The sequence below is a fragment of the Nonomuraea sp. NPDC049624 genome (assembly GCF_040675255.1).
Classification (GTDB): domain Bacteria; phylum Actinomycetota; class Actinomycetes; order Streptosporangiales; family Streptosporangiaceae; genus Nonomuraea.
Window position 1 is genome coordinate 31,175 of the sequence record NZ_JBFAOR010000009.1, and the last position, 13,892, is coordinate 45,066.

At 75.1% G+C, this 13,892-nt stretch carries 16 protein-coding genes and 2 pseudogenes; 14 read left to right on the forward strand and 4 right to left on the reverse strand.

Annotated elements, in window-relative coordinates:
* Positions 1 to 141: 141 nt before the first annotated feature.
* Together AB0J76_RS33980 and AB0J76_RS33985 are read left to right on the forward strand one after the other, a co-directional pair.
* A pseudogene (locus AB0J76_RS33980) lies at positions 142 to 606 on the forward strand (sigma-70 family RNA polymerase sigma factor); the annotation flags it as partial.
* 226 nt (positions 607 to 832) lie between these two features.
* Positions 833 to 1,729 (forward strand): polysaccharide deacetylase family protein, encoded by an 897-nt coding sequence (locus AB0J76_RS33985; RefSeq protein ID WP_352330759.1) that lies wholly within the window; start codon positions 833 to 835, stop codon positions 1,727 to 1,729.
* A gap of 10 nt (positions 1,730 to 1,739) precedes the next feature.
* On the opposite strand, the gene AB0J76_RS33990 is transcribed toward AB0J76_RS33985, so the two are convergent.
* From AB0J76_RS33990 to AB0J76_RS34000, 3 genes are read right to left on the reverse strand one after another with little or no spacing between them, the layout of a single operon-like run.
* Positions 1,740 to 2,267 carry a GNAT family N-acetyltransferase gene (locus AB0J76_RS33990; protein ID WP_352330757.1) on the reverse strand — a complete coding sequence of 176 codons (528 nt, stop codon included), beginning with the start codon at positions 2,265 to 2,267 and terminating at the stop codon, positions 1,740 to 1,742.
* 25 nt (positions 2,268 to 2,292) lie between these two features.
* A complete protein-coding gene (locus AB0J76_RS33995; protein ID WP_352330756.1) occupies positions 2,293 to 2,889 on the reverse strand; it encodes a TetR/AcrR family transcriptional regulator in 597 nt (198 codons plus the stop codon).
* A 1-nt stretch (position 2,890) separates the two neighbouring features.
* Positions 2,891 to 3,280 carry a hypothetical protein gene (locus AB0J76_RS34000; RefSeq protein WP_352330754.1) on the reverse strand — a complete coding sequence of 130 codons (390 nt, stop codon included), beginning with the start codon at positions 3,278 to 3,280 and terminating at the stop codon, positions 2,891 to 2,893.
* 94 nt (positions 3,281 to 3,374) lie between these two features.
* Between AB0J76_RS34000 and AB0J76_RS34005 the strand changes: the two genes are divergently transcribed.
* From AB0J76_RS34005 to AB0J76_RS34035, 7 genes and pseudogenes are all read left to right on the forward strand, one after another.
* Complete coding sequence (locus tag AB0J76_RS34005; RefSeq protein WP_364391781.1) at positions 3,375 to 4,163, forward strand: methyltransferase domain-containing protein; 789 nt, start codon at positions 3,375 to 3,377, stop codon at positions 4,161 to 4,163.
* 55 nt (positions 4,164 to 4,218) lie between these two features.
* Complete coding sequence (locus AB0J76_RS34010) at positions 4,219 to 4,623, forward strand: GntR family transcriptional regulator (RefSeq protein WP_352324416.1); 405 nt, start codon at positions 4,219 to 4,221, stop codon at positions 4,621 to 4,623.
* Positions 4,620 to 4,847: pseudogene (locus tag AB0J76_RS34015) on the forward strand (ATP-binding cassette domain-containing protein); the annotation flags it as partial. The gene AB0J76_RS34010 and the pseudogene AB0J76_RS34015, both read left to right, overlap by 4 nt.
* A 158-nt stretch (positions 4,848 to 5,005) precedes the next feature.
* A complete protein-coding gene (locus AB0J76_RS34020; protein WP_352324444.1) occupies positions 5,006 to 5,506 on the forward strand; it encodes an AAA family ATPase in 501 nt (166 codons plus the stop codon).
* A complete protein-coding gene (locus AB0J76_RS34025; protein ID WP_352324417.1) occupies positions 5,503 to 6,204 on the forward strand; it encodes a hypothetical protein in 702 nt (233 codons plus the stop codon). The genes AB0J76_RS34020 and AB0J76_RS34025 overlap by 4 nt, the downstream gene beginning before the upstream one ends.
* Positions 6,201 to 6,794 carry a hypothetical protein gene (locus tag AB0J76_RS34030; protein ID WP_352324418.1) on the forward strand — a complete coding sequence of 198 codons (594 nt, stop codon included), beginning with the start codon at positions 6,201 to 6,203 and terminating at the stop codon, positions 6,792 to 6,794. The genes AB0J76_RS34025 and AB0J76_RS34030 overlap by 4 nt, the downstream gene beginning before the upstream one ends.
* A gap of 33 nt (positions 6,795 to 6,827) precedes the next feature.
* Entirely contained in the window at positions 6,828 to 8,051 is a 1,224-nt protein-coding gene (locus tag AB0J76_RS34035) for an alpha/beta hydrolase (RefSeq protein ID WP_352324419.1), read from the forward strand.
* Positions 8,052 to 8,073: 22 nt separating this feature from the next.
* Here AB0J76_RS34035 and AB0J76_RS34040 read toward each other — a convergent pair whose 3' ends face one another.
* On the reverse strand, positions 8,074 to 8,520 hold the full coding sequence (locus AB0J76_RS34040; protein ID WP_352324420.1) for a hypothetical protein: 447 nt from the start codon (positions 8,518 to 8,520) through the stop codon (positions 8,074 to 8,076).
* Positions 8,521 to 8,627: 107 nt separating this feature from the next.
* Between AB0J76_RS34040 and AB0J76_RS34045 the strand changes: the two genes are divergently transcribed.
* From AB0J76_RS34045 to AB0J76_RS34065, 5 genes are read left to right on the forward strand one after another with little or no spacing between them, the layout of a single operon-like run.
* A complete protein-coding gene (locus tag AB0J76_RS34045) occupies positions 8,628 to 8,882 on the forward strand; it encodes a hypothetical protein (RefSeq protein ID WP_352324421.1) in 255 nt (84 codons plus the stop codon).
* Positions 8,883 to 8,902: 20 nt separating this feature from the next.
* Positions 8,903 to 9,628, forward strand: a complete 726-nt coding sequence (locus AB0J76_RS34050) for an ABC transporter ATP-binding protein (protein WP_352324445.1) — start codon at positions 8,903 to 8,905, stop codon at positions 9,626 to 9,628.
* The gene (locus AB0J76_RS34055; RefSeq protein ID WP_352324422.1) at positions 9,625 to 12,024 is read left to right on the forward strand and encodes an ABC transporter permease; all 2,400 of its coding nucleotides are present in this window, start codon (positions 9,625 to 9,627) and stop codon (positions 12,022 to 12,024) included. Before AB0J76_RS34050 ends, AB0J76_RS34055 begins: the two co-directional genes overlap by 4 nt.
* A gap of 40 nt (positions 12,025 to 12,064) precedes the next feature.
* Positions 12,065 to 13,255, forward strand: coding sequence for a sensor domain-containing protein (locus tag AB0J76_RS34060; RefSeq protein WP_352324423.1), 1,191 nt, complete (start codon positions 12,065 to 12,067; stop codon positions 13,253 to 13,255).
* The gene (locus AB0J76_RS34065; RefSeq protein WP_352324424.1) at positions 13,243 to 13,884 is read left to right on the forward strand and encodes a response regulator transcription factor; all 642 of its coding nucleotides are present in this window, start codon (positions 13,243 to 13,245) and stop codon (positions 13,882 to 13,884) included. Before AB0J76_RS34060 ends, AB0J76_RS34065 begins: the two co-directional genes overlap by 13 nt.
* The last annotated feature ends 8 nt before the right edge of the window (positions 13,885 to 13,892 follow it).

Below are 13,892 nucleotides of genomic sequence, written 5' to 3' on the forward strand. Positions count from 1 at the left end.
GCGTGCGCGCCTGCCCGGCAAGTGCCGCGCGTCGCCGAGCTCCTCGAGGACGTCGCGCAGTCCCCGGACCGGCCGCGGTCACCTTTCTCCCGTCCGACGCGTCGGCAGAATGAGGACGCCACTTTGAGAGGAAATATCGACATGAGTCCCCATGACTTGCTGGCCGACCGGTTCGAGGGGCATCGTCCCCATCTGTAGGCGGTCGCCTACCGCATGCTCGGCTCGCTGACCGAGGCCGAGGACGCGGTCCAGGAGGCGTGGCTGCGGCTGGCGCGTTCGGACGCGGGTGACATCGCCAACCTGGGCGCCTGGCTGACCACCGTGGTGAGCCGGGTCTGCCTGGACGTCCTGCGCGCCCGCAAGGCCCTGCGGGAGGAGCCGCTGGCGGCGCGGCTGCCTGACCCGGTGGTCGGACGGGCCGAGGCCGCCGACCCGGCCGCGGGCCCCGAGCAGGAGGTGCTGCTGGCCGACTCGGTGGGCCTGGCGCTGCTGGTCGTGCTGGAGTCGTTGTCGCCGGCCGAGCGGCTGGCGTTCGTGCTGCACGACATGTTCGGGATGCCGTTCGAGCAGATCGCGCCCATCGTGGAGCGCACGCCGGTGGCGGCCGGCTCACCGGCGGCATGAAGGTCGTCCGAGGCGCGGCGAAGGTGGCCGGGCAGGCCGCGGCCTTCCGCCGCTCGCCCATCGGCGCGGTCCCCCGGCCGGCTGGCCGCGCTCGACCTCACGCCGCTGGAGCACTGATCGCCGGGCGGTGATTGACGAAGGTCGCCGCGTGCTGCACGATCGGTCGCGCGGGGTCGTCCGCCGGCCGCCGCCTACGAAGGGTTGCCTGATGACGCTCGCCTCCCGGCTCGGCCACGCCCCCGACGACCGGCTGCTCATCGTCAACGCCGACGACTACGGCATGAGCCGGTCGGCCAACCTCGGCATCACCGCCCTCCTGCGGGCCGGGGCGATCAGCTCGGCCACGGTGATGACGCCCTGCCCGTGGGCGCCGCAGGCCGCCGCCGAGGCCGCGGGCTTCGACGTCGGGGTGCACCTGACGCTGACCAGCGAGTGGGAGGGGTACCGCTGGGGTCCGGTCACCCGCGACCGGCCCGTCCCCACGCTGGTGGACGAGACCGGCTACTTCTTCCGCGACTGCGCATCCTTCGAACGGTCCGCCGACCCCGACGAGGTCCGCGCCGAGATCGTCAACCAGATCCGCAGGGCCGTCGCGCTCGGCCTGGACCCCTCGCACGCCGACAACCACATGGGCAGCCTGTACGGCCTGGCCACCGGCCGCCACTTCCTGGACGTCGTGCTGCCGGTGTGCGCGGAGTTCGGCCTGCCGTTCCGCCTGCCCCGCTCGCTGGCCGGCACCGGCGCGCCGGAGGAGCTGGAGCCGGTGGCGCGGGCCCTGGCCGAGATGGCCGACGAGGCCGGGGTGGTCATCCTCGACCACCTGTGGTCGCTGCCCTTCCAGCAGGCCGACGGCGAGGACTACGACTCGCTCAAGAAGGACATGATCGGGCTGCTGCGCTCGCTGCGGCCGGGCGTGACGGAGATCTACATCCATCCCTTCGAGGACACCGACGAGCTGCGCGCCATCATGCCGGGCGCGGCCAAGCGCGGCTGGGAGCTGGCCCTGTTCACCGACCCCGACGTCCGGGAGGTCCTGGACGCCGAGGACGTCAAGCTGATCGGCTGGCTCGACCTGCGGGCCGCGCAGCGCGGCGAACGCCCGTGACCGCGGGCCGCTACCCGGGAACGGTGGGCACCAGGTAGCGGCGTTTGCGGTCGGTGAGGTCGAGGAGCCGGCCGCCGTTGGCCTCGATGACCCGCCGGGAGGCGGTGTTCGTGCGGTCGCACATGACCAGGGCGGGATCGACGCCCAGCCGCCGGGCGATCGGCAGCGCCGCGGCCAGCATCGCCGTGGCGTGGCCCTGCCGGCGGGCGCTCGGGCGCACGTCGTAGCCGATGTGGCCGCCGAGCCGCTCCAGCTCCGGGGTGAGCCGGTGGCGGACGGCCAGCCGGCCGAGGAACCGGTCGCCGTCGGCCCACCACAGCGTGGTCATCGGCACGAACCCCGCGCGCACGCCCGCCTGGGTGCGTTCGGCCAGCAGCCGCCGGACGTAGGCCGCGAAGGCCGCCGGATCGGTCAGCGCCGCGGGATCGGCGTCCTGGACGAACCACGGGAGCGGGAAGTCGCGGTCGGCCCGGAACTCGGCCACCGCCTCCAGGAACGACGTGCGCAACCCGGGCGTGGGGTCGACGAGGGCCAGCATGCCGACCATCATGCCCGACGGCCGGTCAGGACGGGCGGGGTGTCGGCGCGGTGGCGCGGTCGAAGAGTTCGGCGAGCTCGTCGGCGCAGTGGTCGGGGTCGAGGCCGCCGGCGACCCGGTCGGCCACCGCGTCGATGCCGGCGCGCAGGGACGTGGCCATCAGGACGCTGTCGAACGTCCGGAACGCGCCGCTGCGCTGGCCGTCCTCGAACAGGGCGACCAGCCTGGCGATGGCGGCGTCCCGCTCGCCGCCGCCCACGGGCGCGCGGTTGAACGCGATCTGCTGGACCGCGCGCACGTGGGCCGGATGGGCGGCGATGAAGGCGATGTTCGCCCTGATGAACGCCTCCAGCTGGGCCCGCGCCCCGGACGCGGCCTCGATCGCCGGCCGCATGAAGGCGGCCGCGTCGGAGACGACCTGCCGGACGACGGCCTCGAAGAGCTGCTCCTTGGTGGAGAAGTGGTAGGAGATCAGCCTCTTGCTGCTGAGCCCGGCATGGTGGCAGATGGCCTCGAACGTGGTCTCCGGGTATCCCCGCTCGGCGAGCACGGCGATCGCGGCCGAGGCGATCTGGGCCTTGCGGGCCTCGGTGGCCGCCTGACGGGTTCCGGAGCTCTCCATGTCAGCCCAGCTTGCCACGCTTCGGGAACGCCGCACGCACGGCCCGGCGGTTGACGACGACCGCGACGGCGGCGACCAGGACGCCGACCACGGCCTGCTCGGCCTTCATCCACAGCGGGTAGCCGCTGTCCGGCGCGAGGAGGATGAGCACGACGCCGATGGGCGCGGCGACGGAGACGAAGCGGATGCGCACGTAGGCGGCCCGTCTGCCGCGGGCGGCCTGCCCGGCGAGGGAGACGAGCCAGGCGGAGGCGGCGGCCACGGCGGCGGCGCGCAGCCACACCACCCAGTTGCCGCCGACGACGGCGGCCACGCCGAGCGTGGCGATCGACAGCAGCAGCACGGCGGCGAAGAGGATCCGGACGAGCCGCCAGACCTGATTATTATCCATGAGGATAAATTTATACGCCCGGATAACTAAGTGCGCGAGATCCGCCGAGGGAAAATCCGTTGCCGCCCGCCCGGCGGCCCGGCCACGATCGATCATGACCGTGACACGCGAGGTGCTCGCCTACTACGCACAGGATCTGGAGCACGACCGGCTGCGCGAGGGGCGCGGCCGCCTGGAGTTCTGGCGCACCCAGGACGTGCTGCGCCGCACGCTGCCGCCGGCCCCCGCCCGGGTCCTCGACGTGGGCGGCGGCACCGGCGTACATGCCGAATGGCTGCTGGCCGACGGCTACGAGGTGGAGCTGCTGGATCCCGTGCCGCTGCACGTGGAGCGGGCGGCGACGGTGCCGGGGCTGCGCGCCCGGGTCGGCGACGCGCGGCGGCTTCCCGTGCCGGACGGCGGCGCGGACGCCGTCCTGCTGCTGGGCCCGCTCTACCACCTGGCCGACCGGGCCGACCGGCTGCGGGCCCTGGGCGAGGCCCGGCGCGCCGTACGGCCCGGCGGGGTGGTGGCCGCGGCCACCATCAACCGGTACGCGGCCGTGCTCGACACCGTCAACCTCGGCACCTACCTGGAGGAACGGCAGCGGGAGGCGGCCCGTGCCGCCGCGGCGGACGGCGTCATGCTCTCCCCCAGGCGCGGATTCACCGCCTACTTCCACCACCCGGACGAGGTGGCCGCCGAGTTCGCCGAGGCCGGGCTGCCCGGCGCCGCCCGGTACGGCCTGGAGGGCACCTTCTGGCTGCACGGCGACGTCGACGACTGGCTCGACGACCCGCACCGCCGGGCCCTGCTCCTGGACGCCCAGCGCTCGATGGAGTCGGAGCCCTCGCTCCTGGGCGCCAGCGGACACCTGCTGACCGTCGCCCACCGGCCCGGCTGAGTTTCCTTACACGCCCTTGATCTCCAAAGGTTCATAGTACTAGGAGCCTAGATAAATGGAAGAAGGGTTGATCGACTTCTATCTGGACGCCCGGTCCGGCGTGTCGCCGTACCTGCAGCTGGTGCAGCAGGTACGGCACGCGCTGCGGCTGGGCCTGCTGCGCGAGGGCGACCGGCTGCCCACGGTCAAGGAGGTCGTCGCCGCGCTGGCGATCAACCCCAACACCGTGCTGAAGGCCTACCGCGAGCTGGAGCACGAGGGGCTGGCGGCGGCCCGGCCGGGCGTCGGCACGTTCGTGACCAGGACGCTGGCCGACGCCTCCCTGGCCGCGCACGGACCGCTCCGCCAGGACCTGCGCCGCTGGCTGGCCAAGGCCCGCCTGGCCGGGCTCGACGACGAGAGCATCGAGGCGCTGTTCATGAGCACCTTCCGGGCCGCCGCGCGCCGGGACACGGCATGAACGGCGTCCTGACCGCCCAGGGGCTGGGCAGAAGGTACGGCCGGCGCTGGGCCCTGCGCGACTGCTCGCTCGACGTGCCGGCCGGTCACGTCGTCGGGCTGGTCGGCCCCAACGGGGTCGGCAAGACCACGCTGCTGAAGCTGGCCGCCGGGCAGCTCAGCCCGTCCGAGGGCAGCATCGCCGTGCTCGGCGGGAACCCGCCGGACGCGCCGGGGCAGCGGGCCAGGATCGGGTTCGTCGCCCAGGACGCCCCGGTCTACGCCGGGCTGAGCGTCGCCGACCACTTACGCCTCGGCGCGCGGCTCAACCCGGCTGGGACGCCGCGCTCGCCCACGGCCGCGTCCGGCGGCTGGGCCTGGACCCGCGGCACCGGGCGGGCAGGCTGTCCGGCGGCCAGCGCGCCCAGCTCGCGCTCACCATGGGCCTGGCCAAACGGCCCGAACTGCTGCTCCTGGACGAGCCGGTCGCTGCGCTCGACCCGCTGGCCCGCCGCGAGTTCCTCCAGGGCCTGATGGAGGCCGTCGCCGAGCAGGAGCTCAGCGTGGTGCTCTCCTCCCACCTGGTCGCCGACCTCGAACGCACCTGCGACCACGTGGTCGTGCTGGTCGACTCGCGGGTGCAGGTCGCCGGCGAGGTCGAGGAGCTGCTGGCCACCCACCACCGGCTCACCGGGCCGCGCCGCGACCCCGGCCGGCTCCCCGGCGAGCAGCAGGTGATCTCCGCACGCCACACCGACCGGCAGAGCACCCTGATCGTCCGCACGGACGCGCCGATCCACGACCCCGCCTGGACGGTCACCCCGCTCAGCCTGGAGGACCTGGTGCTGGCCTACATGGAGCGGCCCGCCGCCGCCCGTCCGCTCGCCCTGGAGGCCCAGCGATGATCTGGCTGACCTGGCGCCAGTTCCGCGCCGCCGCCGCGATGACGGCGGCCGCGCTCGCCGTGCTCGCCGCTGTCCTTGCCGTGACCGGGCCGCGGCTGGCCGGCGACTACTCGGCCGGCATCGCCGGCTGCGCCGCGGACGGCGACTGCGGGCGCTTCTTCGACCGGTTCTTCGACGAGCACCAGACCTCCTTCCTGGCCGTCACGCTCGTCGTGCTGGTCCTGCCGGCCCTGGTCGGGCTCTTCTGGGGGGCGCCGCTGATCACCCGCGAGCTGGAGAGCGGCACCCACCTGCTGGTGTGGAACCAGAGCATCACCCGCACCCGGTGGCTGGCCGTCAAGATCGGGATCGTCGGGCTGGCCGCGGTGGCCGCCGCCGGGCTGTGCAGCCTCGCGGTGACCTGGTGGTCCGCCCCGCTGGACAGGTCGGCCGCGCCGGGGTTCGGGCTGATGGACCCGCTGGTGTTCGGGGCGCGCGGCGTCGTCCCGATGGGGTACGCGGCCTTCGCGTTCGTCCTGGGCGTGACCGTGGGCATGCTGGTCCGCCGCACGCTGCCGGCGATGGCGCGGCAGCGGGCGGTGTACCAGCCCTTCGAGCGTTTCTGGCCGTTCCAGTGGATCGAGACCGGGCTCTACGTCCTGCTCGCCCTCGGCCTGACCGCGTTCTGCTTCCACCGGCTCGGAAGGAGGCTGTCATGAGGGGCACGACGCTGGCCGCGGGGCTCGTCCTGGTCCTGGCGACGGCCTGCGCCGCGCCGACGCCGCCGCGCGCCCGGCCCGGCGGCGCGGCCGCGGCCGCCCCGGCCGTGTGCGCGCCGCCGCAGGGCGGCGCTCCTCCCGGCGCGGAACGGCCGACGACGATCGACGTGGTGGCGCAGGCGTACCGGTGCCTCCTCGCCCGCTACTACGGCGCCGCCGCGCTGGACGGCCGGACGCTGCTCACCGCCGGGTTCGCCGCCTTCGTCCGGGAACTCAACCGCGCCGGCCACGACCTGCCCGAGGCCACGATGCCGGCGCTGACCGGCGACGACCACGCCCGCTGGACGCACGGGACGCGCCGCCCGCCCGACGCCTACGACGGCGACCAGTACGGCCTGGGCCTCAGGATCGGCGCCGGCCCGTCCGGCGACCCCGCGACGGCCCCGCCGCCACCGCTGCCCCCACTCCTGCCCGCCCTGCTGCCCCCGCTGTTCGTGACCGCCGTGCCGGGCGGACCGGCCAAGGCCGCGGGGGTGCGCCCCGGCGACGTCATCGAGTCGGTCGCGGCGCTGAACCTGCTGCACCCCTGACGATCCCCCGCGCCGACGAGGACGGACCATCCCATGAGCCATGCCGTCGTACCGAAGCCGATCTCCCACGCCGTGTCGACCGTCTTGACCGCCCTGACCGTGTCGTGCCTGCTGTCGGCGTGCGCCTCGCCCGCGCCGCCGAGGGCCGCCGCCCGCCCGTCGGCCGCGACCACCGCGCCCGCCGCGCCCGCCGCTCCCCCGGCGCTGCCCCCGCCGACCGGCGGCCGGGCGGTCGGCGCGACCGTCCTGTACCTGAAGGACGCCTCCCGCGCCGACCCGTGGGTGCCCGAGGCCAAGGTCAGGGAGCTGATGGTCACCCTGTGGTACCCGGCGCGGACGGGGACCGGGACGCCCGCGCCCTACATGTCGGCCAAGGAGTCCGAGCTGACGCTGCGGGGCAAGCGGGTGACCGGCGCGCCCTCCGACGTGCTGAGCAAGGTGCGGACCAACGCCCGCACCGGCGCGGAACCGGACGGGCGGACGGGCGGCCTGCCCCTGGTGGTGCTCTCCCCCGGGTTCACCCTGCCGCGCGGCACGCTGACCGCCCTCGCCGAGGACCTGGCCTCCCACGGGTACGTCGTCGCCGGCGTCGACCACGCCTACGAGAACTACGCCACGACCTTCCCCGGCGGGCGCGTCGCCGCGTGCGTGGCCTGCGACAGCGACACCGACCCGGGGTTCGGGCCGAGGGTGACCGATGTGCGGGCGGCCGACGTCTCCTTCGTGCTCGACCGGCTGACCGGCCCGGACCCCGCGTGGCCGGGCTCGCGGCTGATCGACCGGAGCAGGATCGCGATGGCGGGCCACTCGATCGGCGGGGCCGCGGCGGTGGCGGCCATGCTGAAGGACTGCCGGATCCGCGCCGGCCTCGACATGGACGGCACCACGTACGCCCGGATCCCCGAGGGCGGGTTGTCGCGGCCGTTCCTGTTCCTGGGGTCGGCGGACCACCGGCCGGGCGGGCGCGACACCTCCTGGGACCGCGACTGGAGGCTGCTGTCCGGCTGGAAGCGGTGGCTGACCCTGCCCGGCGCGGACCACCAGTCCTTCACCGACGTGCCGCTGCTGGCCGGGGCGCTCGGCCTGGGCGCGCCGGGCTCCCTGGGCGCGGCCCGGCCCACGCAGATCGTCCGCGCGTACGTCCTGGCCTTCCTCGACCTGCACCTGCGCGGCAGGCCGCAACCGTTGCTGGACGGGCCGTCGGCGCGCTACCCGGAGGTGCGGTTCTGCGCGCCGGGGAGGAAGGACTGCCGGTGACCGCCCGGCCGGGAGGCCGCGGTCAGGTGAGGCGGTCGAGCAGGTCGTCGAGCGTCTCGGCCAGGGCCTGCGAGCTGGCCGGGGTGAACCAGGTGGTGCGGACGCGTTCGTTGCTGCCGTTCGGGGTCTCGTGGTCGGCCGCGAGCCGCGCCAGCGAACGGCTCTCCTCGCCCAGGGCCCGGCCGAGCCCCTGGAACAGGCCGCGGACGTAGCCCTCGGCCACCTCGGGCGGCACGCCGTGCCCGGCGGCCCACGTGCTGAGCGTGGCCAGGTAGGACAGGTGGGTGGTGAGCGTGGCGGTCAGCGCCGAGAAGACGTTGAAGGCCGCCTCGTCATCGGCCGCGAGCACGCCGCCCCGGGCGCTCCGCGGGGAGAGGAACACCTCGGGACGCTCGCCAGGGCCCTCGCACAGGCCCGTCACCAAGGCCCGGCCGATCTCGCCCACCCCGATGCCCCCGATCCGCTGCACCACGTCTTCCTCCCGATCCGTGCCCGTACGTACTACAGCAGTCTGTACCGTCACTTCGGTTGCTGGCGGGATTCAGCGCGGAGACCGGCGTCCATAGCGTTGTCCCCATGAGCGATCCGTACAGAATTGACACATATGAGCGGGCGGCGTACAGCCCGCGGACCCGGCCGCGAACCCAGCCGCGGCGACCGGCGTTGCGCGCCCTGCTGTGGATCACGGCGGTGGTCGGGGTCTCGGTGAACGTGGCGGCCGGCATCGTCACGCGGGGCGATCTGAACCCCGTCGGGCTGGCGTCGGGCGTGGTGGGCGTGGCGGGCATCGCCGGGCTGCTGATCCTGCGCTACGCCGGAGGCCGGTCGTGAGCGCCGTCGCGAGGCCCGCGATGGAGGCGGTCGTCACGCTGGAGCGGGTGAGCAAGACCTACGGTGGCGTGGTCGCCCTCGACGACGTCTCGCTGGCCTTCCCGCGCGGCCGGTTCGTGGCCGTGATGGGGCCGTCGGGCTCGGGGAAGAGCACCCTCCTGCAGGCCGCCGCGGCCCTGGAGCCGCCGACGTCCGGCGAGATCACCATCTGCGGCGTCGAGGTCACCCGCATGTCGGAGACCCGGCGCACGGAGTGGCGCAGGAAGCACCTGGGCTACGTGTTCCAGTCCTACAACCTGCTGCCCACCGTGACCGTCGAGGACAACGTCACGTTGCCGTTGCGGATGGCCGGGGTGCGGCCGGACCGGGCCTGGCTCGGCGAGCTGGTCGACCGGATGGGCCTGCGCGACCGCATGCGGCACCTGCCCACGGAGTTGTCGGGCGGCCAGCAGCAGCGGGCGGCGATCGTCCGCGCCCTGGCCGCGCGCCCGGACGTGGTGTTCGCCGACGAGCCCACCGGCGCCCTCGACCTGCGCAGCGCCGCCCACGTGCTGGACCTGCTGCGCGAGCTGGTCGACGACCTGGGCCAGACCGTCGTCATGGTCACCCACGACCCGGCCGCCGCGGCCCGCGCGCACGACACCGTCGTCATGGCCGACGGGCGGGTCCTCGACATCCTGCCCGCCCCGACCGCCGAGGACCTGGCCGTGCGGCTGGCCCGGCTGAGCGAGGAGCGGGTGGCATGATCAGGCTCGCGCTGGCGCTCGCCAAGGCGGGCGGGCTGGCCGTGGTGTTCGCCGCGGTGCTGGGCGGGATGGCGCTGGTGACCGGGACCGGGGTGCTGGTGGACTCGGCCTTCCGCGCGCAGCCGCCCCTGCGGCTGTCGGGCGCGGACGTGCTGGTCTCGGCCCGGCAGACGATCCCGCTGAAGGAGGAGCCGGACCTCGCGCTGCCCGAACGCGCCAGGATCCCCGGCTCGCTGGTCGCCGCGGCGTCACGGGTGCCCGGCGTGGCGGCCGCGGCCGGCGACCTCGCCTTTCCCGCCGCCGTCGGGTCCGGGACGGCCGGGCGGACCGCCGACCCGGCCACCGCCGGGCACGGCTGGTCGTCCCTCGCGCTGAGCGGCCGGATCACCGCCGGACGGGCGCCGCGCGCCGCCGACGAGATCGCGGTGAGCGGCGGGCGGGTCGGCGACCGGCTGCGGCTGACGGCGGCCGGCACGCCGGGCACCTACCGGGTGAGCGCCGTGGTGGACGCCCCCGGCGTGTACTTCACCGACGCCGTCGCCACCGCCCTGGCCGCCCGGACGGCGGGCCGGCCGCGGACGGTGGACCTCGTCGCGGTCCGCGCGGCGCCCGGCGTCTCCCCCGAGACGCTGGCCGCCCGGCTGAAGGCCCGCCTGGGCGACGGCTACGCGTACGCCACGGGCCGGGACCGGGCCGACGCGGAATCGCCGGGCGCGGCGGCCGGCCGCGGGCTGCTGCTGATCCTGCCCTCCTCGATCGGCGGGATCAGCCTGCTGGTGGTCGGGTTCGTGGTGGGCGGCGGCCTGGCGCTGTCGGTCAACCGGCAGCGTCGCGACCTCGCCCTGCTGCGCGCGGCCGGCGCGACCCCGCGTCAGGTGCGCAGGCTGGTGGCCGTCCAGGCCGCGGCGGCGGCGCTGCCGGCCGTGCCGTTCGGGGCCGCGCTCGGCTACTTCCTGGCCGCCCGCTTCGGCGAGCTGCTGGCCGGGATCGGGCTGGTGCGCGCCGACCAGCCGCTGGTGTACGGGCCGCTGCCGGCCCTGGCCGCGACGCTGCTGCTGCTCGGCGTCACGCGGGTGGCCGCGTGGGCGGGGTCGTTGCGGGTGTCGCGCATGCCGGTGGTCTCCGGGCTGCCCGAGCCGCGCATGCCGTCGCCGGCGCGGACCCGGGCGGGGCTGCTGCTCATGCTCGCCGCGCTGGCGCTGTCCGTGACGCCGCTGTTCATGCGGAGCGAGGCGGGCATGATCGGTCCGGGCATCGCGTCGATCGTCGCGGTGATCGGCCTGGCGCTGGCCGGTCCGCGGCTGGTGCAGGGGGCGGCCAGGGCGGTGGCCGGGTCGCGGCTCATGACGCGGCTGCCCGGCCCGCTGTGGCTGGCGGTGCACAACTCCCACGGGTACGCGCTGCGCACCGCCGGGGCCGTGGCCGCGCTCGGCATGGTCGTCACGCTCGGCCTCAGCGTGGTGCTCAGCCAGACCACGATGGCCAAGGCGCGCGCCGACGAGGTCGCCGTGGGCCTGCGCGGCCTCGTCACGATCACCGCTCCTGACCTCGGCGGCGTCCCGCGCGGCCTGCTGGCCGACGTACGCTCGCGGACGAAGGCGGCGGGCATGGCGATGACGACCGTGGTGACCGAGCCGATGCTGACCGGCGACAGCCCCGCCCTGATGGCCACGCCCGCCATGGCGCTCGGCCCGGACGCCGAGGGCCTGGTCGACCTGGACCTCGCCGACGGCGGCCTGTCCGGCCTCAAGGGCGCGGCCGTCGCGGTGGAGGAGGGCCTGGGCCGGGTCGGCGGGAGCATGGACCTGATCATGGGCGACGGCGCGCGGGTGCGGGCGCGGGTGGCCGCCACCTACCGGCGCGGCCTCGGGTTCGGCCCGATCGTGGTCTCCCGCGACCTGGCCGCCGCGCACACGACGACCGGCCTGGACAGCGCGGTGCTGGCCCGTCCGGCCGACTTCGGCGACCTCGCGCGCCGCCCCGAGCTGCGCTTCGACCACCAGGCCGCCGGACCGCAGGCCGCCATGGCCTCGGCCCAGACGCTGGTGAACGTGGCCGTGCTGGCCGTGCTGCTGGGCTACGTGCTGGTGGCGGTCGCCAACCGGCTGGTGGCGACGACGACCGCGCGCCGGGAGGAGTTCGCCGGGCTGCGCGCGATCGGCCTGACCCCGCGTCAGCTCAGGCGCGTGGTGCGCTGGGAGGCGCTGCTCGTAGGCGCCGGGGCGTCGGTGTCGGGGCTGGTGCTGTCGGCGGTGCCGCTGGTGCTGCTGAGCGTGGGCTTCCTGGCCCGCCCGCTGCCTGCCGGGCCGTTGTGGCTGGTCCCGGCCTCTATCCTGGCAGTGATGACGATTGTGTCCCTCGCCATGGAGCTACCCGCCCGGAAGATCATGACGTGACGTGAAAGCTCTGTGGCGGTTCGTTCGGTATCACTTGACGGTGTTCGCGTCGGCCGTGGCGGCGATGGTCTCGCTGGCGGTGCTGGCCGTGGGCGTCGCGCTCGTCCCGGTGGGCGGGGTGGGGCTCGTCCTGGTGCCGCGCATGATGGCGGTGCTCCACCGGTGGACCGAGTGGCAGCGCGTGCAGGCCGGCGCGGTGCTGGGGGTCGACGTGCCGGCGCGCCCGGCGCCGCCGGCCAGGACCGGGGTGCGCGACCAGTGGCGGCAGCTCCTCACGGGCACGCGGGCCAGGCGTGATCTGCGCTGGACGGCGCTGCACGTCGTCGTGGGCCTGCCCGCCGCGCTGGCCGCCCTCGGGGTGGCCGGGCTGCTGGTGAACCCCGTGCTGGAGGCCCCGCTGTGGTGGCTGTTCCCCGCGGACGAACCGCTGCGGCTGCTGGTGGCCCTCCCGGTCACCGGATGGGAGCAGGCGATCGGCATGGGCGTCGCGCAGGTCGTCCTGGCCGCGCCGCTGGCCTGGTGGGCGCTGCCGCGGCTGGCCCGGCTGCACGCCCGCGCCTGCCTGGCCGCGCTCGCCCCCTCCGAGGCCGACCGGCTGGCCGAGCGGGTCGGCGAGCTGACCGAGAGCAGGTCGAACGTCCTCGACGCGCACGCCGCCGAGCTGCGCCGCATCGAGCGCGACCTGCACGACGGCACCCAGGCCCGGCTGGTCGCCATCGCGATGCGGCTGGCCATGGCCCGCGAGGCGCTCGACGACGACGGCGGGCCCGTCGGCCGGCTGCTGAAGGACGCGCACGAGGGCACCGAGGAGGCGATGACCGAGTTGCGGCAGGTGATCCGGACGATGTACCCGCCCGTCCTGGCCGACAGGGGCCTGGCCGGCGCGGTGGCCGCCGTGACGGCCAAGGCCGGCCTGCCCGTCGAGACGGACGTCAGCGGCCTCGGCGCGGTGCCCGCCGCGGTCGAGACGGCGGCCTACTTCATCGTGGCCGAGGCGGTCACGAACGCCACCAAGCACAGCGGCGCCGGCCACGTCACCGTACGGCTGGCGTCCGGCCGCGTGCTGCGCATCGAGGTCTGCGACGACGGCAGGGGCGGCGTCGACGAGAGCCGCGGCACCGGCGTCACCGGCATCCGCAGGAGGGCCGCCGCGCTCGACGGTACCTTGTCCATCGACAGCCCTCCCGGAGGGCCCACCCGTCTCGTCGTGGAGCTGCCGTGCGCGTCGTGATCGCCGAGGACAACGTCCTGCTGTCCACGGGGCTGGAACTGCTCCTGACCAGCAAGGACATCGAGGTGGCCGCGGTCGTGACGGACGCCGGCGCCCTCCTGGACGCCGTCACCGAGCACCGGCCCGACCTGGTGATCGCCGACGTGCGGCTGCCGCCGTCGTTCCGCGACGAGGGCATCAGGGCCGCCGTCGACCTCCGGCGCGCCGACCCGGCCCTGCCCATCCTGGTCCTGTCCCAGTACGTCGAGCGCATCTACGCCCGCGAACTGCTGGCGCACGGCTCGGGCGGCGTCGGCTACCTGCTGAAGGACCGGGTCAGCCGGGTGAGCCAGTTCGTCGAGGACGTCCGCCGGGTCGCCGCGGGCGGCACGGTCATGGACCCCGAGGTCATCGCCCAGCTCATGGTCGGGCGGGGCCACGGCCTGGACAGCCTCACCGGCCGGGAGCGGGAGGTGTTGTCCTGGATGGCCCAGGGCCTGAGCAACACCGAGATCGGCGAGCGGCTGACGATCACCGACAACGCGGTGCACAAGCACATCGGCAGCATCTTCGCCAAGCTCGGCCTGGCCGTCTCGGACGGCGGCCACCGCCGGGTCATGGCCGTGCTCACCTTCCTCGACGACCAGTGACCCGCCTG

Coding starts and splice junctions, on each gene's coding strand:
- AB0J76_RS34025 (WP_352324417.1), top strand. CDS start 5,503: ATGATCTGGCTGACCTGGCGCCAGTTCCGCGCCGCCGCCGCGATGACG.
- AB0J76_RS33985 (WP_352330759.1), top strand. CDS start 833: ATGACGCTCGCCTCCCGGCTCGGCCACGCCCCCGACGACCGGCTGCTC.
- AB0J76_RS34045 (WP_352324421.1), top strand. CDS start 8,628: ATGAGCGATCCGTACAGAATTGACACATATGAGCGGGCGGCGTACAGC.
- AB0J76_RS34030 (WP_352324418.1), top strand. CDS start 6,201: ATGAGGGGCACGACGCTGGCCGCGGGGCTCGTCCTGGTCCTGGCGACG.
- AB0J76_RS34010 (WP_352324416.1), top strand. CDS start 4,219: ATGGAAGAAGGGTTGATCGACTTCTATCTGGACGCCCGGTCCGGCGTG.
- AB0J76_RS34035 (WP_352324419.1), top strand. CDS start 6,828: ATGAGCCATGCCGTCGTACCGAAGCCGATCTCCCACGCCGTGTCGACC.
- AB0J76_RS34005 (WP_364391781.1), top strand. CDS start 3,375: ATGACCGTGACACGCGAGGTGCTCGCCTACTACGCACAGGATCTGGAG.
- AB0J76_RS33995 (WP_352330756.1), bottom strand. CDS start 2,889: ATGGAGAGCTCCGGAACCCGTCAGGCGGCCACCGAGGCCCGCAAGGCC.
- AB0J76_RS34055 (WP_352324422.1), top strand. CDS start 9,625: ATGATCAGGCTCGCGCTGGCGCTCGCCAAGGCGGGCGGGCTGGCCGTG.
- AB0J76_RS34050 (WP_352324445.1), top strand. CDS start 8,903: ATGGAGGCGGTCGTCACGCTGGAGCGGGTGAGCAAGACCTACGGTGGC.
- AB0J76_RS34000 (WP_352330754.1), bottom strand. CDS start 3,280: ATGGATAATAATCAGGTCTGGCGGCTCGTCCGGATCCTCTTCGCCGCC.
- AB0J76_RS33990 (WP_352330757.1), bottom strand. CDS start 2,267: ATGCTGGCCCTCGTCGACCCCACGCCCGGGTTGCGCACGTCGTTCCTG.